At 39.6% G+C, this 24,074-nt stretch carries 21 protein-coding genes and 4 pseudogenes; 15 read left to right on the top strand and 10 right to left on the bottom strand.

From position 1 onward, the window contains the following. Positions 1 to 264: 264 nt before the first annotated feature. Positions 265 to 798 (top strand): hypothetical protein, encoded by a 534-nt coding sequence (locus ACMAZF_RS14960; protein WP_435274570.1) that lies wholly within the window; start codon positions 265 to 267, stop codon positions 796 to 798. A 137-nt stretch (positions 799 to 935) separates the two neighbouring features. Here the strand turns inward: ACMAZF_RS14960 and ACMAZF_RS14955 are convergent, their stop codons facing one another. Further along, positions 936 to 1,211 (bottom strand): hypothetical protein, encoded by a 276-nt coding sequence (locus ACMAZF_RS14955; protein WP_435274350.1) that lies wholly within the window; start codon positions 1,209 to 1,211, stop codon positions 936 to 938. A 314-nt stretch (positions 1,212 to 1,525) separates the two neighbouring features. Between ACMAZF_RS14955 and ltrA the strand changes: the two genes are divergently transcribed. The 5 genes and pseudogenes from ltrA (at position 1,526) to ACMAZF_RS14930 (ending at position 7,343) form a co-directional block, all read left to right on the top strand. Next, entirely contained in the window at positions 1,526 to 2,815 is a 1,290-nt protein-coding gene (ltrA, locus tag ACMAZF_RS14950; RefSeq protein ID WP_435274569.1) for a group II intron reverse transcriptase/maturase, read from the top strand. 134 nt (positions 2,816 to 2,949) lie between these two features. Further along, on the top strand, positions 2,950 to 3,216 hold the full coding sequence (locus ACMAZF_RS14945; RefSeq protein ID WP_435274568.1) for a hypothetical protein: 267 nt from the start codon (positions 2,950 to 2,952) through the stop codon (positions 3,214 to 3,216). A gap of 307 nt (positions 3,217 to 3,523) precedes the next feature. Next, positions 3,524 to 3,919: a VOC family protein gene (locus ACMAZF_RS14940; protein WP_435274567.1), complete on the top strand. Its 396-nt coding sequence runs from the start codon at positions 3,524 to 3,526 to the stop codon at positions 3,917 to 3,919. A gap of 240 nt (positions 3,920 to 4,159) precedes the next feature. Then, complete coding sequence (locus ACMAZF_RS14935) at positions 4,160 to 6,085, top strand: methyl-accepting chemotaxis protein (protein WP_435274566.1); 1,926 nt, start codon at positions 4,160 to 4,162, stop codon at positions 6,083 to 6,085. 81 nt (positions 6,086 to 6,166) lie between these two features. After that, a pseudogene (locus ACMAZF_RS14930) lies at positions 6,167 to 7,343 on the top strand (IS3 family transposase). Between the two features lie 8 nt (positions 7,344 to 7,351). On the opposite strand, the pseudogene ACMAZF_RS14925 reads toward ACMAZF_RS14930, so the two are convergent. The 4 genes and pseudogenes from ACMAZF_RS14925 to ACMAZF_RS14910 form a co-directional block, all read right to left on the bottom strand. Continuing rightward, positions 7,352 to 8,307 (bottom strand): annotated as a pseudogene (locus tag ACMAZF_RS14925) (IS3 family transposase); the annotation flags it as partial. A gap of 245 nt (positions 8,308 to 8,552) precedes the next feature. After that, positions 8,553 to 8,984, bottom strand: a complete 432-nt coding sequence (locus ACMAZF_RS14920; RefSeq protein WP_435274565.1) for a hypothetical protein — start codon at positions 8,982 to 8,984, stop codon at positions 8,553 to 8,555. Further along, positions 8,974 to 10,176, bottom strand: a complete 1,203-nt coding sequence (locus ACMAZF_RS14915) for an IS256 family transposase (RefSeq protein ID WP_435274564.1) — start codon at positions 10,174 to 10,176, stop codon at positions 8,974 to 8,976. The genes ACMAZF_RS14920 and ACMAZF_RS14915 overlap by 11 nt, the downstream gene beginning before the upstream one ends. A 43-nt stretch (positions 10,177 to 10,219) precedes the next feature. Next, complete coding sequence (locus ACMAZF_RS14910; protein WP_435274563.1) at positions 10,220 to 10,639, bottom strand: hypothetical protein; 420 nt, start codon at positions 10,637 to 10,639, stop codon at positions 10,220 to 10,222. 131 nt (positions 10,640 to 10,770) lie between these two features. Here ACMAZF_RS14910 and ACMAZF_RS14905 point away from each other — a divergent pair, with 131 nt between their 5' ends. The 4 genes and pseudogenes from ACMAZF_RS14905 to ACMAZF_RS14890 all read left to right on the top strand — a co-directional run bounded on the left by ACMAZF_RS14905 (position 10,771) and on the right by ACMAZF_RS14890 (position 13,685). Next, the gene (locus ACMAZF_RS14905) at positions 10,771 to 11,472 is read left to right on the top strand and encodes a transposase (RefSeq protein WP_435274562.1); all 702 of its coding nucleotides are present in this window, start codon (positions 10,771 to 10,773) and stop codon (positions 11,470 to 11,472) included. 85 nt (positions 11,473 to 11,557) lie between these two features. Then, positions 11,558 to 12,145, top strand: a pseudogene (gene istB, locus ACMAZF_RS14900) (IS21-like element helper ATPase IstB); the annotation flags it as partial. A gap of 62 nt (positions 12,146 to 12,207) precedes the next feature. Next, entirely contained in the window at positions 12,208 to 12,810 is a 603-nt protein-coding gene (locus ACMAZF_RS14895) for an RHS repeat-associated core domain-containing protein (RefSeq protein WP_435274561.1), read from the top strand. Next, positions 12,807 to 13,685, top strand: coding sequence for a hypothetical protein (locus tag ACMAZF_RS14890; RefSeq protein WP_435274560.1), 879 nt, complete (start codon positions 12,807 to 12,809; stop codon positions 13,683 to 13,685). Before ACMAZF_RS14895 ends, ACMAZF_RS14890 begins: the two co-directional genes overlap by 4 nt. Positions 13,686 to 13,906: 221 nt before the next feature. Here the strand turns inward: ACMAZF_RS14890 and tnpC (ACMAZF_RS14885) are convergent, their stop codons facing one another. After that, positions 13,907 to 15,328: an IS66 family transposase gene (tnpC, locus tag ACMAZF_RS14885; RefSeq protein WP_435274530.1), complete on the bottom strand. Its 1,422-nt coding sequence runs from the start codon at positions 15,326 to 15,328 to the stop codon at positions 13,907 to 13,909. A 211-nt stretch (positions 15,329 to 15,539) separates the two neighbouring features. Between tnpC (ACMAZF_RS14885) and ACMAZF_RS14880 the strand changes: the two genes are divergently transcribed. After that, complete coding sequence (locus tag ACMAZF_RS14880) at positions 15,540 to 16,424, top strand: IS982 family transposase (protein WP_435273829.1); 885 nt, start codon at positions 15,540 to 15,542, stop codon at positions 16,422 to 16,424. A gap of 52 nt (positions 16,425 to 16,476) precedes the next feature. Here the strand turns inward: ACMAZF_RS14880 and tnpC (ACMAZF_RS14875) are convergent, their stop codons facing one another. From tnpC (ACMAZF_RS14875) to tnpA (ACMAZF_RS14865), 3 genes are all read right to left on the bottom strand, one after another. Then, positions 16,477 to 18,021 (bottom strand): IS66 family transposase, encoded by a 1,545-nt coding sequence (gene tnpC / locus ACMAZF_RS14875; protein WP_435274559.1) that lies wholly within the window; start codon positions 18,019 to 18,021, stop codon positions 16,477 to 16,479. A gap of 93 nt (positions 18,022 to 18,114) precedes the next feature. After that, positions 18,115 to 18,465 carry an IS66 family insertion sequence element accessory protein TnpB gene (tnpB, locus tag ACMAZF_RS14870; RefSeq protein ID WP_435274019.1) on the bottom strand — a complete coding sequence of 117 codons (351 nt, stop codon included), beginning with the start codon at positions 18,463 to 18,465 and terminating at the stop codon, positions 18,115 to 18,117. Next, entirely contained in the window at positions 18,449 to 18,760 is a 312-nt protein-coding gene (gene tnpA, locus ACMAZF_RS14865; RefSeq protein ID WP_435274558.1) for an IS66 family insertion sequence element accessory protein TnpA, read from the bottom strand. The genes tnpB (ACMAZF_RS14870) and tnpA (ACMAZF_RS14865) overlap by 17 nt, the downstream gene beginning before the upstream one ends. Positions 18,761 to 19,110: 350 nt before the next feature. Here tnpA (ACMAZF_RS14865) and ACMAZF_RS14860 point away from each other — a divergent pair, with 350 nt between their 5' ends. After that, entirely contained in the window at positions 19,111 to 21,288 is a 2,178-nt protein-coding gene (locus ACMAZF_RS14860; protein WP_435274557.1) for a prolyl oligopeptidase family serine peptidase, read from the top strand. Here ACMAZF_RS14860 and ACMAZF_RS14855 read toward each other — a convergent pair. Further along, positions 21,234 to 21,707, bottom strand: coding sequence for an integrase core domain-containing protein (locus tag ACMAZF_RS14855; RefSeq protein WP_435277258.1), 474 nt, complete (start codon positions 21,705 to 21,707; stop codon positions 21,234 to 21,236). The two genes, ACMAZF_RS14860 and ACMAZF_RS14855, sit on opposite strands and share 55 nt — an antisense overlap. Here ACMAZF_RS14855 and tnpA (ACMAZF_RS14850) point away from each other — a divergent pair. From tnpA (ACMAZF_RS14850) to tnpC (ACMAZF_RS14840), 3 genes and pseudogenes are all read left to right on the top strand, one after another. Continuing rightward, entirely contained in the window at positions 21,680 to 21,997 is a 318-nt protein-coding gene (gene tnpA, locus ACMAZF_RS14850) for an IS66 family insertion sequence element accessory protein TnpA (RefSeq protein ID WP_435274556.1), read from the top strand. The two genes, ACMAZF_RS14855 and tnpA (ACMAZF_RS14850), sit on opposite strands and share 28 nt — an antisense overlap. Then, positions 21,994 to 22,341, top strand: a complete 348-nt coding sequence (gene tnpB / locus ACMAZF_RS14845; protein WP_435274555.1) for an IS66 family insertion sequence element accessory protein TnpB — start codon at positions 21,994 to 21,996, stop codon at positions 22,339 to 22,341. The genes tnpA (ACMAZF_RS14850) and tnpB (ACMAZF_RS14845) overlap by 4 nt, the downstream gene beginning before the upstream one ends. Before the next feature lie 102 nt (positions 22,342 to 22,443). Further along, a pseudogene (gene tnpC, locus ACMAZF_RS14840) lies at positions 22,444 to 23,996 on the top strand (IS66 family transposase). Positions 23,997 to 24,074 lie beyond the last annotated feature (78 nt).

Below are 24,074 nucleotides of genomic sequence, written 5' to 3'. Positions count from 1 at the left end.
CCGCTGCGCGTCAGTATCACACAAACTGCTTCACAAAAATTAGCCTGTTACAAAGGCGTTGAGGCTGTAGAATTTATAAATCTTAGATTCCAGAGCCAAAAACTACGTTGATGAGAGTGATTTATTTCATAAATCACTCTCATACAACATTAGATTTCGCGTAGATGCGCGGTTTTTAGTGTAAATTAATCAAAATTTAATGGCTGTTTTTCTTGAATGATAAATTCTACAGCCTCGTTATACGTTAAACCAAAGGGAGTTCAAATGGATCCTAAGATAATAGGGGCAATTGTTACCAGTATTGCCGCAATAATTACAGCAATTATTGCGGCTCTAATTTCGTATAAAAATGCTAAAAGCTCTGCTGGTAGCAGCGAGAAAGCTGAATTAATTAAGCTACTTTCAGCTCGAATAGAAAAACTCGAAAATGCTAGAATGAACTTAGTCTCATCGGAAATCTCGCTAGAAGAAGCTAAAGATTTAAGCTTGATATCGGGTGTAAAAAGTAATTACGTCAAAGCTGCAAAAGCCCTCGGTGAAATCGCATTTTTATTAGACGACAATCTAAGGAACTCTTTGATTGAATATGAAAACGACCTCCAAGAATCAAGCGCTATAATGATTGCAGAATCAATGGGGTTGAAACACAAAGTGAAAAAAGAAGCTATTGATAGTTGTAAATATTCTGGTGAAGTTTTAATCAAAGAACTAAATGGTTTCTATCTAAAAATTAAAAACATTATAGAGCAAGAGATTATAAAAAATAATAGTAGATTAAATAAACTCATAAACTCATAAACTCATAAACTCATAAACGTATAACAAATAAATCAAATGGACAGCAAACGCTGCGTGGCTTTTTGCACTGGCTTCGCCATTTTAGTGCAAAACCCACTTCGGTTTGCTGCCAGTTATTTGGGCGTTAGTGCGTCAAGCTAAGCTTGATGCATCTTGCAGGGTGTAAGTCCCTGTCGGGTAAGGTATAACCAACCACCTGTATCGAGTGTTGCGCCTTTGGCGGAGTGTGAGATTAGCGATTGCTTTTCGGCAGTGAGGACTGCATCACATGAACAATATTGGTGAAGCGTACACAGAGAATTATGTAGGCCATAGGGGATATCGTGTCCCTGAAGTGCTGGCATCGCTCCGATAAATATTAGATCTGACTGACGAGGTTTGTAACGCCATCGAAGTCCAAGCAAAGCAACCATTATTCATGAAAGTGAGCGGTGAGGTTGTGACGAGTCAGCGGCTTACTTTAAAACGAAAAGTAAGCCGTGGCATGTATGAAGATATGTATTGGCTTTTATCATGAGCTGAAGGCTCTTTGAGAGATCCAAAGGTGTTCCACATGGATTGTGGTAGTGACGTTTAGCCAAAAGCAAAGCCAACGATGACCCTTTGGAAGTCAGATCAGCCCATAGTAGTCTGAGCAGGGGAAAGCCTTGTACATGGCGAAGGAGCTGACAGTTATATCCGGTATTAAGCCGCCACATAGTCCGGACAAAGTAGGGCTGGAATCACTATGACAACAACACTTAATGCCATCGCATTTAAAGCACAAACCCACCCCAAGCACAGATTTCAGAATTTATATGGATTGCTAAATACTGACAGTTTGTATCAAAGCTGGGGGCAACTCAATAAACATGCTAAACCCGGTATTGATGGCACTACCATGCCTAAATACAAGGAAAAGCTAACTGAAAATATTGATCGCTTAGGTCAACAACTCAAACATAAATGTTATCGAGTTAATGATATCAAGCGGATCTTTATCCCTAAATCTAATGGTAAATTAAGACCACTAGGTCTGCCAACGGTTGACGACAAGCTCGTGCAACAAAGTGTTAGCCAGATCCTGCAAAGCATCTGGGAACAAGACTTTATGCGCAATAGTTATGGTTATCGACCGAATAAAAGTGCGCATCAAGCAGTGCATAGTTTGACACTAAATCTGCAATTCAAAGGTTACGGTTACATTGTCGAGGCTGATATTAAAGGCTTCTTCGATAATCTTGATCACGAATGGCTGATGGACATGTTAAAACAACGCATCGATGATAAGGCGATACTTAACTTAATTAATCAGTGGTTAAAAGCACGGATAAAATCACCTGATGGAGTCTACACCAAGCCATCTAGTGGCAGTCCACAAGGCGGAATTATCAGCCCTGTACTGGCTAATATTTATCTCCATTATGCACTAGACCTCTGGTTCGAAAAGAAAGTAAAACCGTCGATGCGTGGCAGAGCAATGATGATCCGCTACGCCGATGACTTTGTGTGTGCGTTTCAATTTGAAAGGGATGCAAAGCGCTTTTATAAGGTACTACCGAAACGATTAAAGAAGTTCAACTTAGACGTCGCAGAAGACAAAACATCGTTAATGCGTTTTAGCCGATTTCACGCTGGTCGAAAACGTCACTTCGTATTTCTAGGGTTTGAATTTTACTGGGGCACTGATTCAAACAGTAAACCAAGACTCAGACGGCGAACCGCTGTTGCGAAACAGAGGGCGAAGCTGAGTGAGTATTACCAATGGATTAAAAGCAAACGCTCGCTTAAATTGAAGCTATGGCTGCCGCAGTTAAGACGAAAACTCATGGGGTTTGTAAATTATTTCGGACTACCGGACAACAGCAGAAGTTTATCAAGCCTGCATGACTATGTTTTACATAGTCTGTATAAATGGTTGAACAGACGCAGTGGTCGGCGAAGTTATAATTGGAGTAATTTCAAGAAGATGTTAGAGTATTTTAAAATTGAGAGACCAAGCGTCAGCAAGCGATTTGTGCTGGTTGATTGGTACTAGGGTCGTGTTTTTACACGAGTGAATATATAACTGAAGAGCCGGATGCGGTAGTTCCGCACGTCCGGATCTGTGTGGGGTCGGCTCAGTAATGGGCCGCTCTACCACGATTGTTTATCTAAGTTTTGGAGCTATATATGAGCAGCGAAGATCCTACGAAAGCTGGAGAGACAATGCTTCAGGTAGTGGATAATCAAATAAATGCTAATGATCCTCCACTGGTAAAAGAAACGTTTAATCGTTTACGGAAGCTTGGTATAAGCCGAAAAGAATCCAAAAAATATATTGCTTGTGCTTTATCTGTAGAAATTTTCGATGTTGTAAGAAATAGCAACGAAATTGATTACGATAGATATTTTGAGAATCTTAAAAATCTCCCTGAAATGCCATGGGATGATGAGTAAATAAACATAACAAGTCACTCAAAAGGACGCAAAACGCTTGGCTTGCGCTCCCTTGTCGCTAATTTTAGCCAAGCATTTAAGCGCCCATTAGTAAGGCGTTGAGGCTGTAGAATTTATAAATCTTAGATTCCAGAGCCAAAAACTACGTTGATGAGAGTGATTTATTTCATAAATCACTCTCATACAACATTAGATTTCGCGTAGATGCGCGGTTTTTAGTGTAAATTAATCAAAATTTAATGGCTGTTTTTCTTGAATGATAAATTCTACAGCCTCGTTAACTGTACTCACCCATAGAGAGACATCCATGAAAGAAATAACAAGAATTAATCACCTAGGTTTGAGGGTTAAAGATTTAAGTGTTTCTAGAGAATTTTACGAAAAGCTGGGGTTTGTGTTTCTGGCTGGACCGGTCGGCCCAGAGCCTGTAGCGATAATGGAGCACCCATCAGGTGTTAACATCAATTTTATCCTGAACGCAGGTGCAGAGTGTACCGAGAATGTACTAATGGACGTCCCTGAAAAAAATACTGGGTACACACATGTAGCGCTAGAAGTAACTAGTTCAGAATCTGCAAAAAAGTCTGTAAAAGTTCTTGGTATTGCTATTACTGGCGAAGTTGAGTTTGAAGGGGCTAAATTCTTTTTTATAAGGGATCCTGACAAAAATGTTATTGAATTTCATGAGCCAGCACACAGTTAACAAGGCAATTAACTTCGCGCCTGCGGCGCCGGACGGTCGTACCTCCCACCGGTTATTGCGGCGTTAACTTTATTGTTTGGTTAACTATTTTTGATCTTTTTCTAATAGTATTTTTCATATTATCTGCAAGGTGTGGATGTTTATAAGCATAACTATACTAATATGAAATATTGAAACTTATTATTTTTTAGTGATGGCGCCTTATCCAGCTAATGCATACTTAGAAAAAGAGATATATCTATGTTGAATTTAAATATTCGTCGTAAAGTTGTACTGACTACCTTAACCGCTGTAGTGCTATCAATTTTGATTGTCAGCATGTTTGCGTTAAATTCCAGTCGCACTATTATTTTGGAAGCCGCAATTGAACGTGAGTTGCCGGCATCGCTTGGCGAAGTGGCAAATGATTTAGATGCGCATTTATTATTGCCCGTAACTGTTTCACGAGTTATGTCGAGCAATTTTTATGCTCAACAATTTATTAAAACAGGTGAACAACCAGATCAACAGCAACAAATTATTGCTTATTTACAAAAAATTCAGCTTGAATTCAATACCATTAGTGCATTTTTAGTCTCAGTTAACACTGGTAAATATTTTACCCCAACAGGACTATTTAAAACACTGTCTCAACAAAACGATAAGGATCAGTGGTTTTATCAATTTATTAACGGTAGTAAAGAATACGAATTGAGTTTAGATATTGATGAAGAAACTAATATTCCTACTTTATTTATAAATTACCTACTTAAAGTTGATGGAAAGCCGAGCGCTGTGGTTGGAGTCGGCTTATCGTTAGAAAATATGACCGAAACTATAAGTCAATACCGCATTGCTGAGACAGGTAAAGTGTTTTTAGTTGATCAACAAGGAACAATCAAACTTCATCCTGACAAACAAAGAATTGGGGAAAAATTAACGAGTATCGGGGGGAGCAATGCGCAGCAGTTGTTGTCAAAAAAACAATTTAATTCAACTCAGTTTGCTCAAGATGGAAAAAATATACTGTTTGCAAGCCGTTACTTAGACAGCATTGGATGGTATGTCATTGCACAAGTCCCAAAAGAAGAGGTACTTGGTGGTTTGAACAAAGCGACATGGGCATTGGTCATCATGGGAGTAATCATTGCGATAATTTCTGCATTAGTGAGTACTTGGCTAATTTCTCGATTAATCGCACCTTTTAGTCAATTGGCCGAGATGTTAGCCGAAATAGGCAAAGGTGGTGGAGACTTAACTCGGCGTTTAGATGATACTCGTCAAGATGAAGCCGGTATGATGGCACGTGGTTATAATCAATTTGTGAGTCACTTAAGTAACTTACTGAAGCAAGTGTCTAAAACAGGAACAGAGCTATCTTTGGCGATTGAACAAATAGACTCGCAAGCTAAAGCGATGGAAGTTGAAATCACAGAGCAGGTCAGTCGAGCAGAGCAAATAGCAACGGCTATGCATGAGATGGGTATGACAGCGGAAGAAATAGCTGGTAGTGCTAATAATGCTGCGCAAAGCGCGCAAGCGGCGGACTCGACGGTACAACAGGGTAATGCTTCTGTGGTAAAAACAATTTCAAGCGTATCTGATATGAGTGAGCAGTTAGACTCTACTCGTACTATGATTACGCAACTGGCTGATGACGCACGCTCTATTGATACTGTTGTTGAAGTTATCCGAAGCGTCTCAGAACAAACCAATTTATTAGCACTGAATGCGGCCATTGAAGCTGCTCGGGCCGGTGAACAAGGGAGAGGTTTCGCAGTGGTTGCTGATGAAGTGAGAACTTTAGCTTCACGTAGTCATGATTCGACAGAAGAAATTAGAAATATAATTGAAAAGTTACAACTAAAAACAAGTGAAGTGGTCGCCGCTATCTCTCAGAGCACCGACTTAAGCATGGCTAGCCAAACTGAAGCGAGTCATTCAGGGACACACCTAGTCAGTATTTCTGAAAGTATCAGCATCATGAATGATATGAATTTACAAATTGCTACTGCCACAGGCGAACAGTCAAATGTTGTCGGTGAAATTAACCCTCATGTTAGCGCTGTTGCTGATATTTCTCGTGCTAATAGTGATATTGTCCAGCAAACTTCGCTGGCATGTAGTGAGTTAAGAGATAAAGCGAATCACTTAAATGATTTGGTTTCCCGTTTTAAATTTAGTTAGGGCTCTAAGTGTAGTGGTACAGTGAATTTGGTCACTTAAATAGAGGTGTTATCATACGCCTCATCAACTTTAGGTGAATCAATGAATACTAGAACAAGACCAACTTATTCAGCAGAATTTAAACTCGAAACAGCTCAACTTGTTGTTGATGAAGGATACTCTGTCAGAGAAGCTTCCAAGCCGTCGGAGTGAGTAAATCAGCCATTGATAAATGGGCACGACAATTAAAGAAAGAGCGAAACGGTATAGCAGACCAACCGACTGCATTAACACCTGAACAAATAAAAATTAAAGAACTCGAAAAACGCATAAAACGGATTGAATTAGAAAAAGAAATACTAAAAAAGGCTACAGCTCTCTTGATGTCAGACTCCCTAGACAATTTGAAATAGTCCAGGCGTTACAAGAGAGCTATGATGTAAAAACAGTCTGTGAAGTCTTTGATATTCATCGTAGTAGCTATGGTTACTGGCGTAAAAATTCAAAAAACGCCAGTCATAAGCACTTAAAAGCAGAATTAATGGTTCGCGCTATTTTCTCGGAAAGTGGTGAATCAGCAGGAGCCAGAAGCGTAGCTCAGATAGCAACGACTAGAGATATGCCATTAAGCCGCTACCGAGCAAACCGCATTATGAAAAAGCTTGGCCTAGTGAGTTGTCAGATACCTAAGCATGCTTATAAGCGAGGTGGAAATGAGCACGCAGCGATACCGAATCACTTAGACAGACAATTTGTTGTTAGCGAACCCAATCAAGTTTGGTGTGGAGATGTGACTTTTATATGGGCAGGTAATCGTTGGTGTTATTTAGCCGTTGTGATTGATTTGTTCGCCAGAAAACCTATTGGTTGGGCGATGTCTTACTCACCCGATACAGCGCTAACTAGCCAAGCATTAACAATGGCTTTTGAGTCACGAGGGAGACCAAAAGGCGTGATGTTTCATTCAGATCAAGGCTGTCATTATACGAGTAAGAAATATCGTCAATTACTTTGGCGATATCAAATCAAGCAAAGCATGAGCAGACGAGGAAACTGTTGGGATAACGCACCGATGGAAAGATTCTTTAGGAGTTTTAAAACAGAATGGATGCCCACTGTAGGTTATCAATCTTTAGTGCAAGCCAAGGCGGCAGTAGTGAATTATATTACAGGATATTATAGTAACGTCAGGCCTCATCAATATAATGGCGGTTTAACTCCAAATGAATCGGAACAGAGATACTGGAAAACTTACAAAACCGTGACCAAAATTAGTTGACCACTACAACTCAACCAACTATATCGAATCGTTTTATTATGGCGTTCAATATAAGCGTTCTGCTGGGGATTACCAGGTTGAATAAATTCAATACGAATTTTGTTCTGTTTAGCCCAATGAGCAAACTCATGACTAATAAACTCAGGCCCATTATCACAGCGAATAACACTCGGCTTACCACGCCATTCAATCAGTTGGTTTAAGCTTCTTAAGACTCTGATGGCAGGAAACGAGTAGCCTGCGTCAATCAATAATCCTTCACGTTTAAAGTCATCAATGACATTAAATAAACGTATTGTTCGGCCATTACTTAGCTGATCATGCATAAAATCGACAGACCAGACTTGATTTGGCTTTATTGGCTCCTTGAGTGGTTCAGGCTTATGTCGCTTTAATCGTCTTCTAGGGCGTATTCTTAAATTAAGGGCTAATTCACAGTAAATACGATAAACACGCTTATGATTCCATTTGAAACCTTCAACATTGCGTAAATAATCATAACAAAGACCAAACCCCCAATCAGTTTGTTCTAAGGTTAGTTTTACCAACCAATCAGCTATTTTTGCATTTTCTGAACGCAGTTTTCCCTCGTATCGATAGCAAGATTCACTAATATTAAACGCTGAGCAAGCGAGCTTGATACTGATATTTTGATTTGAAACCACGCTCTTAGCCATCACCTTGCGTTGTGACGGCTTCACCACTTTTTTTGTAGCGCTTCCTGTACTATTTCAGCCTTTAATCGCTCCTCGGCATACATTTTCTTCAAGCGACGGTTTTCTTCTTCGAGCTCTTTCATTCGAGCCATCAAGGAAGCATCCATACCACCGTATTTTGCTCGCCACTTGTAAAAAGTCGCACTACTCATGCCATGCTCACGACATAATTCGGGCACAGGAATACCTGACTCTGATTGCTTCAAAATAGCCATAATCTGGCTGTCACTAAACTTTGATTTTTTCATGTAGTTCTCCTTCGTATAATTTACGAGAAAATTCTACTTTTGGGGACTGTTATTTTTCGGGGAGACTACCACTCATATTTCAGTTAAATTGATAAAGTCATTTCCTGTAATCGAGATCTCAGAATCACTTAGTGTTATATATTTATCTTTATAAGGATTCACCAATTTAGCTGACAAAGATACAAATGCAATTTTATTCTCATTAATCAAAAGTAGCCTGTCCTTTACTATTTCTTTACTATTCTTTATCTTTTATGACCAAAACCTTTTTCTTGTTGAAGCCAGTAATCTATATAGTATCGCTTTTCTCCAAAACCTAATAAACCATATTTAGGTGAATAAAGCCAAAAAGTCGAATTACCAGTTCGCTTACCAACTAGTGTGCCTGAAGCTGGTGTTTGTATAAGGTACAAATTTTTATAACGATGCCCAAGAAATAAAAGAGAAATTTTATCGTCTACAACTCTAAAATTAACATTTTCAACTGTCCATTCTTTTTGGCTAGATAGTTTTTTAGGAACAGCAAAGGCATATCGTATAGAGAAAAAGCAAAAAAATTTTGATTCATGTTTACATTCCAAAGTCGATAATATTCGGTCTCGACCTGAAAGAATAATAGAACTTTTATCTGGAGGGCGTTCAACATTCTGTGTCAGGCTTAATTTTCTAAATATCAATGACGCTATCTAAACGTCCCTCAAAATATATCGCCAACTGAGAAACACACAAGCTCCAGTTATGGATTGGTATCGTCCATTTCTCAGAAGCATTCAATATGCCAGCATACAACAGCTTCAACAAGCTATGTTCGTTCGGGAATGCGCCTTTTGTCTTCGTTAACTTTCTAAACTGACGATGAACCGCCTCAACGGCGTTCGTGGTATATATCACCTTCCTGATGTGCTCAGGGTACTTAAAATAGTGAGATAGATTGTGCCACTTCCTGCGCCAGGAATTAATAACCAGCGGATATTTTTCGCCCCACTTCTCTTCTAGTTTATCGAGTGCTAATTCAGCTGCTTCCTTTGTGGGTGCACGATAGACAGGTTTTAAATCGGCCATAAAGGCTTTCTGATTTTTAGACGCGACGTACTTAAGTGAGTTTCGAATTTGATGAATGATACAAAGCTGTGTTTCTGTCTCAGGAAAGATAGCTGCTATGGCTTCAGGAAAGCCGGTTAGCCCATCTACGCAGGCAATAAGAATATCTTTAACACCGCGATTATTAAGATCGGTCAGCACTGAAAGCCAATAATTAGCCCCTTCGTTTTCTGATAAATGCAACCCTAATATCTCTTTTTTACCCTGCATATTAAGTGCTAATAACGTGTAGACAGCTTTGCTGATGTAGCGACCGTTTTCTTTGACCTTATAATGAATAGCATCGAGCCAAACAATTGGGTAATGGCTATCTAATGGCCTTTGTTGCCATGCTTTAAGCTCAGGAATAAGCTTGTCAGTGACTGCGCTAATCGTTCCTGTGGCCACGTTAATACCGTACATCTCCTCTACATGTGCATTGATATCACGATAACTCATTCCCAAGCTAAACATCGAGAGTATTTTGCGATCGATTTCATCTGATAGTGAGGTTTGATTTTTCTTCACTAATTGAGGTTCAAATGTTCCATTGCGGTCTCGCGGAGTGTCGAGTTCAAAATTACCAGACGGGTGTTTGATGTTTTTACTTGTTCTGCCATTCTTTCTATTAGATTGATTATCGTTGGCTAAGTGGTGCTCTAGTTCGGCATTAAGAGCCGCTTCGGTTAATTGCTTAATCAAAGGGCCTAAGATGCCATCTTTACCAGTGAGGCTTTTACCAGCTTGTAAATCTGTTAATGCTTGCTCAAAATCAAAAGAGTTAGTCATGTGTCATTCCTGTTTTATTATATTCTACTGAAATGACACAGAATTATGAACACTCCCTCTTCGCTCCTTCTGAATAGATTATAATCTTACTTTTGTTAAAACTCCGAGATGTAGCGATACTAACACCGCGTAAATAATTGAATTCACCATCCCTCATAATAGAAGGATCATAACTTACACTATCTAATTCATAAGAATCTTCTGTTGGTTTTAAATCACTATTTTCTTCTATCAGTTTATTAACTATCTTAACAGCCTCTTTAACATTATTTTTTTCAATTGCTTGTTGTTTATCACTAGCTGTTCCAATTTTTTTCGCTGTATCGGCATTCGCACCTCGCCCTCGTTTTTTAGATAATGGTTTCAGTGAACTCAAAGCAGCACTAAACGCACTACTAAACGCCCCATTAGCAAACTTACCACCTGTTATTTTAGAAACAGTACCACCAAGCACAGCAGACACAAGCACTCTAGCCTCTACTTTGGCTTTATCAATACCTGAAACTATCCGCCCCAGAATAAAAGGGTCAGGTTAAATTTAAATAACTCGTCTATGCTTTCATGAGTAGTCATTTGTTATGAGGAGTTATTTAATTGGCCAGATTACCACGAGTTAGCCCAATCGGTGTGCCCCAGCACATAATTCAACGAGGAAATAATCACCAAGTGTGCTTTGCTAGCGAGCAGGATTTTGCAGCTTACGCAGGATGGTTGAAGGACTATTCAAGTAAATTTGAGGTAGCGATTCATGCATGGGTCTTTATGACTAATCATGTTCATTTGTTATGTACTCCGCTTAATCACAATGCTATTAGTCAAATGATGCAAGGCCTTGGTCGCCAGTATGTTAGATACTTTAATCATAGCTATAAACGAACGGGAACGTTATGGGAAGGGCGCTATAAATCTTGTTTAGTGCAAGAAGAAGAGTACCTCTTACAGTTGTATCGATACATTGAACACAATCCAGTTAGAGCGAAAATGGTTGAGGATCCAGCTGATTACGCGTGGTCGAGCTACCAAATTAATGGGTTGGGTAAAGAATCATCATTATGTACACCGCATTCACTTTATATTAGGTTAGGAAAGGATGAGGACGATAGGCAATGCGCGTATCGTGATCTTTTTAAACATCATGTTGATAATAAGCTCATCACTAATATTAGAGATAGCGTTAATCGAGGGATGGCAATTGGCAGTGAACAATTTAAGCGCGAAATAGAATTGTTAACGGGTCGCAGAATGCAACCAAAGAAAAGAGGTCGACCGTTAGGTTGGAAGAAAGATGAAGTGTAGTTTTATTTTAACCTGACCCTAATATAACCCTAATATAACCCTAATATATTTTAACCTGACCCTAATATATGACCCTAATATACTAAAAATGTCCGGTTTTCCAAGCATCAAAACACTAGACCAATTTAACTTCAAGATTGCAACAGGGGCACCACGTAAAGCGATAACGGAGCTAAGCTCGCTTGCCTTTATTGAGCGGTGTGAGAATGTCATTTTACTAGGTCCAAGTGGTACAGGTAAAACACACTTAGCCATTGCGTTAGGTTATAAAGCCATTGAGCAACGCAAGAAAACACGTTTTACCAGTGCCGCAGATTTAATGCTTCAGCTAAGCAGTGCACAGCGGCAAGGAAAATTGAAAAGCTACATGCAACGCTCTATTCTTGCTCCTCGGTTGCTAATCATCGATGAGATAGGCTATTTACCATTTGGCCGTGATGAAGCAAATCTATTTTTTAATGTCATTGCCAAGCGTTATGAAAAAGGCAGTTTGATTCTAACGAGCAATTTACCCTTTGGACAGTGGCCGAGCGCCTTTTCAGATGATGCAACTTTAACAGCGGCCATGTTAGATCGCGTACTACATCACTCTCATGTGTTGCAATTAACTGGCGAAAGCTATCGATTAAGAGAAAAAAGAAAAGCGGGTATTATTGATACCTATCAAGACTAACTGGGTCAGTTTTCAATCGATGAATTACTGAAAAAGTGGGTCAATTTTAAACCGTTGTTGACATGTACAATCAAAATCTGCGATTTCAGGGGCAGTACTTCGACGAAGAGACGGGATTGCATTATAATCGGTTCCGGTATTATGATCCGGATGTCGGGCGGTTTGTTAGCCAAGATCCGATTGGACTTTTGGGTGGGGAAAACTCTTATGTGTATGGCCCTAATCCAACTTATTGGGTAGATCCTTTAGGTCTAGCAGGCACTGGTGGTGCGTATATATTTGAGTATGCCAAAGGCGGAATGTATATCGGTAAAGGTGAGTCTTCCCGTATGAAAACATCGCAGAAAGCCGAAAATAGGAAAAAAACAGATGACTGCTTACTAGGAGAAGCGAGCATTAGTACAGATGGTGACAATGATTTGGGCAAAATGGTCGAATATGCTGCTATGAGAGATGCTGGCTTTAAAAACATAGATCAACATGGCAAAAAATCCATCCCCTTGGGGTATTCTAATAGAACAATGTCTGGATACACTGCATATAACAGTGCGACCAGTACTAAAAAAGAGAAAGCAAATAATCTTGCGATAAAGCTGAAAAAGTTGTTTGACAAAAATAAAGATGACCGAAATAAAGCTGCCAGATCAACGCGGTGTAAAATATGAGCAGGACAGAACTAGCTTATGAAGAGTATGGTGCCAAAAATCATCTCGGGGAGGATGAAAAAAGGGTTAGAATATTTATTGAAAGACTGGATGAAGGTATCAAGTATGTAAAGAAAAGTGGTTGTAAAAATATAGTTTTAGAGTCCCACTTGGCGGGAAGGTCAAAACCTGTAGTAGATTTAAGTTTTTTATCTAAACTAATAGACATAGAATCCTTTGGTATAGGCTTCTTATTATCTAAAAAGACAGATATTAAACCGATATATGGCTTAAAAAACCTACTTGAATTGGAAACAATAAAAAACTTTAAAATTGACATCTCGAAATTCCCTAAATTAAGAGCTATTTTGTCAGAAAATTTAGAGGACGAAATTGAATTTGCAGAGAGCTGCAATACAGTAACCCACCTTTATTTACATCCTAGGTCGAGGAATTTAAAGTTTCTAGGAAGCTTCAAAAACCTACAATATTTACGCTTATTAACAACTGGAATTGAAAGCTTGGATGGAATCGATAAACTAACCTCTCTAAAAGAATTAATAATTCGAGGCGCTCCAAAGTTGAAAGATATTAACGCTGCATCTATTAGTAAAAGTTTAGAGTATTTGCTTATAGAAAGCGCCAAAAAACTTACTGATTACTCTGCTCTGGCTGGTAATGATAGCATTAAAGAATTAAATATTAGTCATGCCATTTCAGTAGAATTCATACCAAAGATGAAGAAGATTGAATATCTTTCTACGGGCAATGTTGTGGATGGTAATTTATGGCCATTAATGGAATCCAGTACCCTATTAAGCGTATATATGTATCCGCAGAAAAGACATTATTCACATAAATTATCAGAATTAGAAAATCATTTTAACTCAAAATAAAACAATATTTTACTGAGGCAAAAGAATCTGCCTTGGCACCTTGAGTTCAACTCGTAAGTGCAACTTCTAGGGGGTTGGTCAGCTGATGTACTCAGGTGCCATTTTCCCCGCCAAAGGAAACTGCACATGAGCTATGCACAGCTGACCAATGAAGAACGATACCAGATACAAGCATTTTTGAAAGCAGGCTATACCAATAAAGAGACAAAAAAAAGGTGTAACTACTCAGCAGGGGGGAAGATATTTGGTAGTGCTCCGTTTAATAATAATGACAAAGCAGTAGACGCACTGACCCCTTGTTTTTTACAACTTGACAGGTAGCTTCTAAGGCCAAAAAACATGACGGAACCATGCTTGCTTCTAAAGCAGCCCGATATCTTTTGCTGAACTTTCACCATTCTCAAATCATTTTCACCCTGATTGTTCGTGAAAGGCACAATTTTATCCACCATAAATCTGAGTACATCATCTTCGTAACTCTGTAATCGCTCTAATAAATTGCGCGATTTTGATTTCTTAGGGCGTCCACGTTTCCCGACGATTATCGCTGGCGGAGGGCTTTCGTGTTCACCCTCTTTTAAAATATCTCGATATTGAAGGCGACTCATTAATTGTCTTTTGTCGCTAATCACTCCACCGCTATCTTCAACTTCCTGATTAAGCTCTATTAAAAAAATACGCATCGTTTCAGCCCAGCTCTTGCCATCCTGTTCGTATGCACGTGTGAGTTCTCGCAGATGATGAGCATTGCATAAAGCATGTTGACAATCATAACGATAGTACGGCTTCCAGTGATCATGACACATCACACCAGTGAAGTCGGGTAGTATTCCAATGGCATTGATGGCATCACAACCTCGTTTCTCATGAGCCGATAGATAGGTCCATTTTAATGATGATGCATTGTGTAACCATTGACGTTGACCGTTAATGTTAATGCCTGTTTCATCAGCATGAAGCACTGATTCATTCTTCAAACTTTCCTTGATGAATTCAAGCGCATTCGTCTCATCGAGATGACGGTAAGCTGTATTAATGAAGTTGTACAGACTGCCACTACTCAGTGGAATGTTAAGTTGGTCGGTAAAATATTCACGAATACGCTCGTAAGGGAGTAGCTGATATTGAGACAAGTAAACCGCGTGAGCCTTTAGCCCATTACCATATTGAATTCGACTATTAACCCCCGTTGGAAATGGAGCAACGAATCGCTTACCAAATTCGTTTTCAAGAATTTGGGCTTGGTATTGAGTTACGACGCGCTTAAACTCTATATCCACTACCTGACGGGTTTCCACCCCCATATCGGTATAACTTCCTGGTGGTAATAGCGTTCTATCAAGAACTATTTTATGGTTGATATCAGGTCGTTCATCAAGCGGTAAAGTTGTTCCTTTATGACCGAGTTGCCCACCCGATGCATTTGAACTATTAGCGTTAGGCTTCTTTTTCCGATTAGGATCTGATGATGGTGGTTTACTGCTATTTCGACTGTTAAGGCCTAACCGTTGGGACAATAAAGTGACGATAAGCAACAATAAATCGATAGCGGCACGTATTGATGGGGACAATGTTTTATCCGTCTCGATTTGCTTTTTTATGTTGTCGATATTTTTTTCAATATCGATGCCGCTTATTTTCATTGCTCAAACTACTGAATAGAGAGACCCATAGAATAACGGCTCAGAATGATCAAGCAAGTCGATCATTTTTTATTTTTCAATTAATTTAAAACACTAGCTTTGAAGTGCTGAGTAGTTAACCTGAACTCGGGATAAAAATTGAACTAATAGCCCACCTAGTGATCAGATCTTTCGAACAAGAAACGATTTAAACACTATAAACGGTGAGCGTATGGATAAGTTAGTTGAAATATTTTGTGATGTCGATGATTTTTGTGAAGTTTTTATTCCTCAATGGGAAAAGCAATTACTGTCTGATGGGACGAGAAAGCGGCAGCGTAAAGGTCGAATGGCCACAAGTGAAGTGATGACTATCGTTATTTTATTCCATATGTCGAATCACAGAGACTTTAAAAACTATTACATCGGGTTCATTCAGCGTTTTTACAAAAAACAATTCCCATACTTGCTTAGTTACACACGATTTTTAGAAGTCATGCCAACGACATTAGTGCCGTTGTGCAGTTATTTTTCTGCGATTAAGGGGCAGCCTACAGGCCTTGAATTTATTGACTCTACAAGCATTAAAGTTTGCCACAATTTAAGAATCCCACGCCACAAAACATTTGATGGAATTGCTAAACGAGGTAAAGGGACTATGGGCTGGTATTTTGGATTTAAGCTCCATTTGATAGTGAATCACCTAGGGGAGATTGTTGCAGCGAAAATAACGGCTGCGAACGTGCATGATACTCAACCCGTTGAAGGTATGGCATCAGACCTGCCAGATAAACTCTATGCTGATAAGGGCTACATAAGTAAAGCATTAGAAAGTAATTTGCTAGAACAAGGAGTCACTTTAGTAACAAATGTGCGAAAAAATATGAAAGCAAAGGTACTGTCTATTTGGGATAGGGCCATGCTATCTAGGCGATTTATTATTGAAACAATCAATGACCAATTGAAAAACATTTCACAAATTGAGCATTCCAGACATAGAAGCATGAATGGCTTAATGTTAAATCTCATTGCTGGGCTTGTGGCTTATTCTCTGAAAGAAAACAAACCACAACTAAATATCACTGACGTTGAGATGAATCAGATCGTCGTTTCTTAAGCCGATCTCAGGTTAGTTACAAAAAGGTAAGCGTCTAGGCAACGACACCTAGCTATTTAAAATTCCAAGGCATTAGTGATTCAAGAGCATCAGGATTTTCAGCAATCTGCTCTAAACAGTGGGATATATAGTCATGTACGACAAGGCCGTTAGCCTTAGCGGTTTCCACCAAACTATAGAGAATGGCGCTGGCTTTCGCACCTCTTGGGGTATGGGAAAACAACCAAGCCTTGCGTCCAATCACAAACGGTTTGATGGCTCGTTCTGCACGATTGTTATCAATACTTAACTTACCATCATCAAGGTAGCGTTTGAATTTTTCATACTGATTCAGTGCATAGGTAATGGCTTTTGACAGCGGCCTTTGCGGAGACAGTTTATCTTTGTGCTCTACAAGCCAGTGATAAAATTCTTCGACAATGGGTTTGGCTTGTTGTTGGCGAGCCTTGTATTTTTCATCGTCCTTCATCTCTTTAATCGATTGCTCTATACCATAGAGTTTACCAATGAAGTTAAGCGCTACGTCGGCTTTACCGGTTGTCTTGTTGTTGCCTTTTGCTTCAATGAACTTGCGACGGATATGAGCAAGACAAGCCACTAAAGTGGCGCTGGTTTTTTCATAACCTTTGTAGCCATCAACGTGCATGTAACCTGAGTAATCATCGAGAAAATCAATGGCGCATTGTCCTGCACGACTGTTGTGATAATCAAATAAGACGATGTTTGTCTTACCTTCAGGTTTGTCATCACCGCAACAATATAACCACATATAGCTGGTCGCTTTGTTAGCTTTGATAACCTTGAGCGGTGTTTCATCCGCATGAATCGCAGGTTGTTGGAGTAACTGTATTTTGAGTGTGTCATACAACGGTTCAAGCAGTTCGCTACAACGAACCATCCAACTTGACATGGTTTTACGATTAATCGTTATGCCGATATCGCCAAACCACGTTTCTTGTCGATACAACGGTAAGCCAAACTGATACTTACAGGTAATGATTTGACTGAGTAAACTTGGCGTAGCAATACTTTTAGGGATAGGAGTAGACGGCATTGGCGCTATCTGGATATCACTTTGTATGCCCTCTTTTTCACACGCTCTGCATGCGTACTTTGGACGAACGGTTTTAATAACCTTGATATGAGCAGGTACAAATTTTAGCGTTTCACTTTCTGCTTCACCCATTTTATGTAACGCACTTTGACAGTGACCACAGACTTTAGCGTCGTCGTGTAAATCAACCACCACCTCTTTGCGAGGTAAGGCCTCGGGTAATGGTGTGCGCTTGGGTTTTGCTTTTTCGGTGTGTGGTTCATCATTGGCGATGAGGAGCGCTTTTTCTGTGTCAGACAGCGTTTCTATGTCATCCAATTGAGCTTCTACTTCGTTAAATACTTCACCAGCCCCTGGCATTTTCTCTGACTTTTTGCCGTATTCTTTGGCAAGTTTGGCGTTATACGCATCAAGTAGTTCTTGATAGAGAGACTTTTGCTGCGCTAACTCTTTATTTTGCTTTTGCACAACGTACTGCAACTCAAGCAGCATGCTCTTGAGTTGTTCTGGGTCGTTGGGCAATGAGTTGTCATCAAATTTCATGCCGCCAGTGTAGCAATGTTATAGCGCCATTGTGACTGTTCAGCTCAAATAGAAAATCAGATCGTGTCAACGATCGTTGACTTGTGTATTGCGCTATCCCAGATCGGACTGATAATGTAATTCTTGATGACCAAGGACATCGTAACCAGACAATAGCCAAGTGAGTTGTTGCTCTGTTAACACAACATCCTCGCTATCAAGTTGACTTGGCCATTTGAATTTGTGTTTTTCAAGGCGTTTATACCACAGGGCAAAGCCCGTTTTATCCCAATAGACTAATTTCAATTTATCTTTGGCTTTATTAGAGAATAAGAACAGTGCGCCGGTGTAGGCATCGTATTTAAGCTCTTGCTCTACAATAGCAATAAGGCCATCGATGGACTTTCGAAAATCGACTACATCGCGATACAGATAGACAGCGCTTGGATTAACAAACATCTTCATGATGCAACCCCTTAAGCAGCTGTGCCAAGTACATTGGCGATGTTGATTGTGGTAAGCACACCTTGGCGAGGCCTACAGTAAGAACAATAGGAGCTATTTCTGTATTAATTTTTAACGGTTGAGTGACGCAGGCTTTCACAAAGCTTGATGTTTCCTCAGTTAACTTCTTCTTAGTTGCATAAAAGGCTGTGGTTGAAATGTTATTGTCGCGGCAAAAATCACTAACGCTCAAGCCACTGGATTGGTGCAGATTAATGATGTCTTGCCATTGTTCGAGGCTTCGATGTTTACTCATGTTAATCTCCTTAATAAAATTGGAGATACCCTATCCAAGTTAACTTATGAAAGGTATGTGTCTTTGGCGAGACGCTTACTTTATTTTGTCTTTATTTATTTGTTTATTTGTTTATTTGTTTATTTATTTTTGCAGTAAGCTGTGCTGTTTCTAATTTAAATTCCGCTGAGTAAGTTGGCCTCGTTGTAGTATTCATTGATTCACCTAAAATTGATAAGGTGTATGATAACACTGCTATTTAAGTGACCAAATTCACTATACCACTACGGTCTTAACGTATCTTTAAAAAAGCGCTCCTTTTATTTTGTTCTATACTTATTTCTATCTATGTCGTTAATAAGTGGAAGTAAATGAAATCATTGATTCTGAGCATTGCTGCTATATTTTTTTTAGGGTGCACTCAAATGTCAACTAATGACTTGTCTGATACTAAAGTGCCTTCAATTACAAAAAAATATCATGGTATAACTCATGTCGACGAATATGAGTGGTTGCGTGTTGAGCCAGAATTACAAAAAGATAATGCTCAACTTCAAAAATTTCTTACTAGTGAACAAAATAAGGTCGATACGTTTTATCATGAACACCAAAAAACAATAAAAACAATTCGAAAGGAACTGTTAGATCGAGTAAATGCCAATAAACTTGATGAAGAGTGGGAAGATAGCAGCTTTTTATACGTTTCAAAGTACATTAATAATAATGATCATCGCACTGTATTCGCTGAAGATAAAGTTACTGGAAAGCGCTATCGCTTATTCGGTCCTACTGACATTAAGATCTCAGGCGATGGTTTTTCTTTTGGTAAGTTTACTATTTCACCAGATAAAAAGCTTGTTGGATGGGTAGAAAATAGTAATGGAGATAATAATGCTGTTATTAGATTTAGAAATCTAATAACAGGAAGCATACTTAAAGAAGAAGTTAAGAATGTAGGCAGTTATGCAAATGTAATTTGGTCACATGATTCTTCATCTGTTTTTTATGTTCAATTAGACGAACAAAACCGGCCGTATGTGGTTAAACGACACTTCATTAATTCAGAGTTAGAGTCCGACAGTATTATCTATGCTGAAGCGAACCCAGAATTGTACGTTACATTGGCGATGACACACTCTAATAACTATCTTGTTTTAGACTCATCAAACCCAATTTTGACTCAAATACGTTTACTGGATATCAATAGACCGAATTCTCAATTGATGGATGTGCTTGGAGAAAATGATCTCGGATATATACAGTTTCAGCATGTGGGTAATAAAGCGTATATTCAAAGTAATCATGAGTATAGTAATGGACAATTATACTACATAGATAACTTTAACCCCTCTTTGCCGATTGATGTTACTTCATTGAAAAGTGTTATAAAAAGGGACACTTCCTTTCAAATCAATCAAAGTATTTTCCTTGATACTTTTATTATTGTTCACGAACGTAAAAATGGAATAGATAGACTTGTCGCAATTAATACAGACAATAATACTTCCACTGTTATTTCGTTTCCAGATAAAGAGTATGGAATAGGAATTAGTGACAAGCAGAGTGTCAAAGCAGGAAAAGTAAACTTCTATTATGAATCGTTACTAACGCCTCAAGTACGTTATGAGCTAAATACTTCGTGGTTACAATTAGAGCGTAAGAGTCAACGAGAGGTAAAAGGCTTCTTAAGAGATAACTACATTGCAAAGCGCATAAGCATACCAGCGCATGACGATGCATCAATTCCAGTTAGTATTGTTTATCACAAAGATTATCCACCGACACAAGAAACGCCACTTTATCTGTATGTATACGGTGCTTACGGTGAAGGTATTCCTCCCGAGTTCCCTTTGTATGAAATGAGTCTAATAAATCGAGGGTTTACTTTCGCAATCGCACACGTTAGAGGTGGTAATGAACGAGGGGGAGATTGGCATAAAAGCGCGACACACTTGAACAAGAAAAATACTTTTTACGATTTAATAAGTGTGTCTAAGTTTTTTATTGATAACAAAATGACTAGTGAAGGGAATATCACATTGTCTGGTGCTAGTGCGGGTGGGATGGCAATAGGGTATGCAATCAATAACTATCCTAATTTGTTTAATTCTGCTGTTGCATTAGTGCCATTTGTTGATGTCTTAAGTACATTACTTGATGATTCTCTTGAATATACAATCCAAGACTGGGGAGAGTTTGGAAACCCGCTAGAGAGTAAAGAAATATTTGAGTATCAACTTAGCTATTCACCTGTTGATAATGTTAAACGTCAATCGTATCCAAATTTATATGCGACTGCTGGTATGAGCGATTCAGCAGTAGGCTATTGGGAGCCTGCGAAATGGGTTTCTAAAATTAATAGCCTCAAGACTAACACTTCCACAATACTGCTTGATGTAAAAGGAGGCGGGCATATTAATTCTGAGAAATATTCGTACCTTGAAGACATGACAAAAATAATAACCTTTGTTGTGGAGATGGAAAAGTGTTCTGGTCAAGTCCAACCGGACACTTTCCTAAAGGAATGTTCAAATTCATTGGGCGACTGATCAGCATTAGCTGAATGCAGTCGCTCAACATTATAATATTTCATGTACCTAGCAACATCGTCTCGCATATGTTTACGGGTTGGCTGCGGCACCTTAAACAACCAATCGTGTTTTAAACTACCAAAGAACCGCTCGACAACGGCATTATCCCAGCACGCTCCAACATCCCCCATACTAGCTCGACACCCAAGACGAACCAGTAAGTTCCTAAAGCCAGCGCTCGTATATTGAGAGCCTCGATCGCTATGGAACACCACGCCTTTTGGTGGCTTACGCAGGTTATGAGCTTTTATCAAAGCCTTTTCGACTAAGGTAAGCGTCTGGCGAAATGCGCATAACATTGCGAATTCCAAATGACTAACATTGCTTTTATTTAAAATAGAGGCGTCAAATGAGAAAGCATAGAAAAAAGCACGAATGGGCAGCAGTCTTTGAAGAGCAACAACGCAGTGGCTTAAGCATCATTGAGTTTTGTAAGCTGCATGCCATATCAACAACCAACTTTTATAAGGTGCGAGCGAACATTCGAGGTAAAACATCCGGTAAGCCAGCCTTTATCAAAGCAACGATTACTAAAGATAATGACAATCCTAACGTCACATCAACAAGCCAAGTGTTCAGGCTCACAACAAAACACGCACAAATCATATTGCCAAACCACTGCTCAAGCCAGTTTATCGTTGATATTCTCAAAGGACTGCAAGCATGAAGATGTTTGTCGAACCAGACCAAATCTATTTACATCGCGATTTTGTTGATTTTAGAAAGTCTATTAACGGGCTAACTGAACTTGTTGAAAACTCACTTGAGCGCGATGCTTATACCGGTGAACTATTTATTTTTTGCAATAAATCCAAGGATAAAATCAAGCTGCTTTACTGGGATAAAACGGGGTTTGCCCTGTGGTATAAACGACTAGATAAGCACAAGTTTAAATGGCCCAGTAAAATCAACGAGCAATCACTAGCGCTAGATGTGCAACAGCTTGACTGGTTACTCTCTGGTTTTGATGTGCTTGGCCATGAGACACTTAACTACCAGTCATTATTATGATCTTATTCTCGTCAAGGATCATTGACGAAACTCTCTAGATTACCTCGAATTAATTTCCCCTCAATAGCGCATAGTCGTTGGCTTTTTGTTAAGCTTCTGAGTATGAAAATAGACATTAACTCACTCCCTGATGACCCCGCACAACTTAAGCAAATGCTGCTTGAGTTGCAGGGCAGTGTGAGTGAAAAAGATAAAATCATCAGCGAGCAGTTATCACAGATAAACCAGTTTATCGAGGACTACGAGCTAGCTAGGCGTAAAACTTACGGTAAAAAATCTGAAAAGCTTATTGGCAATGATGAGGTTTTTAATGAAGCTGAAGACACTCTCGATAGCGAAGATAAAGCCCTTATAACTCAAAGTAAAACCCAGCAAGTTAAGCTAGGTAAACAAGTGCCGAAACGCAAGCCGCTAGCTAAAGACCTTGAAAGAGAAGTCGTCGTTATTGATACCCCTGATGATGAAAAGACCTGTGACTGCTGCCAAGGTGCGCTTCACAAAATTGGAGAGGCGAGGAGCGAAAAACTTGAGTTTATCCCCGCTCAAATCAAAGTGATTGAAACAAGGCGTCCAAAATATATAGTTGCCGCCGATGTGAAAGGGAAGACACAAGCAATACAATCAAAGTTGCTCCAGTGCCAGCATCTCCAATCCCTAAAGGTATTGCCACCGCAAGCTTATTAAGTCAGATAATCAGTGGGAAGTATCAATATGGCTTACCGCTCTATCGACAAGAATCTATGTTTAGGGAGCTGGGGATAGAGTTAAGCCGTAAAAGCATGTCGCAATGGGTAATACGTTGTAGCGAGCTTCTTGAGCCAATCACTCAAGCATTAAGGCAGCACTTACTGAAGCAGCGTGTGATTAATGCCGACGAAACGACGTTAAATGTTACCAACGAGGAAAAATCGACTTGTTACATGTGGGTCTATTGCGCGGGCAAAGATAAACTGAGCAACAGCGTTTTGCCAAACATAGTGCTCTATGATTATCAAAATAATCGGCGTGGTGAATGTGTGGTTAATTACCTTGATGGCTATACAGGATACCTCCAAGTAGATGGCTATCAGGCTTATGGTCAAACGCAGGCAATGTTAGCAGGGTGCATGGCGCACGCACGTCGAAAATTTACCGATGCTAAAGCTGCTCAACCCAAAAAGAAAACCGGAAAGTCAGATGTCGTGTTGTCATTAATCCAAACACTTTATGGCGTAGAGTCTAACTTGGAAGGAAAATCTTTTGATGAAATAAAGGCCAAGTGGCAAGCGCAGTCCAAACCCATCCTTGATAAAATTCAGGCGTGGGCACTAGCGCACCGAGAGAAGGTACCGGAGAAAACGAAGTTGGGGATAGCCATAAAATACTGGCTCAACCAATGGCCAAAACTCATCACTTATCTCGATGATGGGCAAATAAGCATCGACAACAATCGTGCAGAGCGAGCTGTAAAGCCGTTTGTCATTGGTCGCAAGAACTGGTTGTTCTCAAACACGGCGCGGGGTGCAAAAGCCAGCGCGATATTGTATAGCCTCATTGAAACGGCGAAGGCCAACGGCAAGTTCGCCGATAGCTACCTGCAATACTGCCTAAACGAGTTGGCAAAGAATCCAGAAGACGTTGAATATCTGCTACCTTGGAATGTTAAGCTTGTCTAGGTGCCTTGCCTAGACGCTTACGATTGTTTTGTGTGCTGATTATTTCAATCGATTTCCATAAGAAGAAAATATCATAGT

Source organism: Psychrobium sp. nBUS_13, assembly GCF_051201665.1.
In the GTDB taxonomy this organism is placed as follows: Bacteria; Pseudomonadota; Gammaproteobacteria; order Enterobacterales; family Psychrobiaceae; genus Psychrobium.
The sequence above is the reverse complement of the archived record's forward strand: the minus strand, read 5'-3'. Positions and strand labels throughout refer to the sequence as shown.

What these genes read in the sequence shown, in the direction of transcription:
- ACMAZF_RS14960 (WP_435274570.1), top strand. Translation starts at nt 265, where the DNA reads ATGGATCCTAAGATAATAGGGGCAATTGTTACCAGTATTGCCGCAATA.
- ACMAZF_RS14955 (WP_435274350.1), bottom strand. Translation starts at nt 1,211, where the DNA reads ATGGTTGCTTTGCTTGGACTTCGATGGCGTTACAAACCTCGTCAGTCA.
- ltrA (WP_435274569.1), top strand. Translation starts at nt 1,526, where the DNA reads ATGACAACAACACTTAATGCCATCGCATTTAAAGCACAAACCCACCCC.
- ACMAZF_RS14945 (WP_435274568.1), top strand. Translation starts at nt 2,950, where the DNA reads ATGAGCAGCGAAGATCCTACGAAAGCTGGAGAGACAATGCTTCAGGTA.
- ACMAZF_RS14940 (WP_435274567.1), top strand. Translation starts at nt 3,524, where the DNA reads ATGAAAGAAATAACAAGAATTAATCACCTAGGTTTGAGGGTTAAAGAT.
- ACMAZF_RS14935 (WP_435274566.1), top strand. Translation starts at nt 4,160, where the DNA reads ATGTTGAATTTAAATATTCGTCGTAAAGTTGTACTGACTACCTTAACC.
- ACMAZF_RS14915 (WP_435274564.1), bottom strand. Translation starts at nt 10,176, where the DNA reads ATGACTAACTCTTTTGATTTTGAGCAAGCATTAACAGATTTACAAGCT.
- ACMAZF_RS14895 (WP_435274561.1), top strand. Translation starts at nt 12,208, where the DNA reads ATGTACAATCAAAATCTGCGATTTCAGGGGCAGTACTTCGACGAAGAG.
- ACMAZF_RS14890 (WP_435274560.1), top strand. Translation starts at nt 12,807, where the DNA reads ATGAGCAGGACAGAACTAGCTTATGAAGAGTATGGTGCCAAAAATCAT.
- tnpC (WP_435274530.1), bottom strand. Translation starts at nt 15,328, where the DNA reads ATGAAAATAAGCGGCATCGATATTGAAAAAAATATCGACAACATAAAA.
- ACMAZF_RS14880 (WP_435273829.1), top strand. Translation starts at nt 15,540, where the DNA reads ATGGATAAGTTAGTTGAAATATTTTGTGATGTCGATGATTTTTGTGAA.
- tnpC (WP_435274559.1), bottom strand. Translation starts at nt 18,021, where the DNA reads ATGAAATTTGATGACAACTCATTGCCCAACGACCCAGAACAACTCAAG.
- tnpB (WP_435274019.1), bottom strand. Translation starts at nt 18,465, where the DNA reads ATGAAGATGTTTGTTAATCCAAGCGCTGTCTATCTGTATCGCGATGTA.
- tnpA (WP_435274558.1), bottom strand. Translation starts at nt 18,760, where the DNA reads ATGAGTAAACATCGAAGCCTCGAACAATGGCAAGACATCATTAATCTG.
- ACMAZF_RS14860 (WP_435274557.1), top strand. Translation starts at nt 19,111, where the DNA reads ATGAAATCATTGATTCTGAGCATTGCTGCTATATTTTTTTTAGGGTGC.
- tnpA (WP_435274556.1), top strand. Translation starts at nt 21,680, where the DNA reads ATGAGAAAGCATAGAAAAAAGCACGAATGGGCAGCAGTCTTTGAAGAG.
- tnpB (WP_435274555.1), top strand. Translation starts at nt 21,994, where the DNA reads ATGAAGATGTTTGTCGAACCAGACCAAATCTATTTACATCGCGATTTT.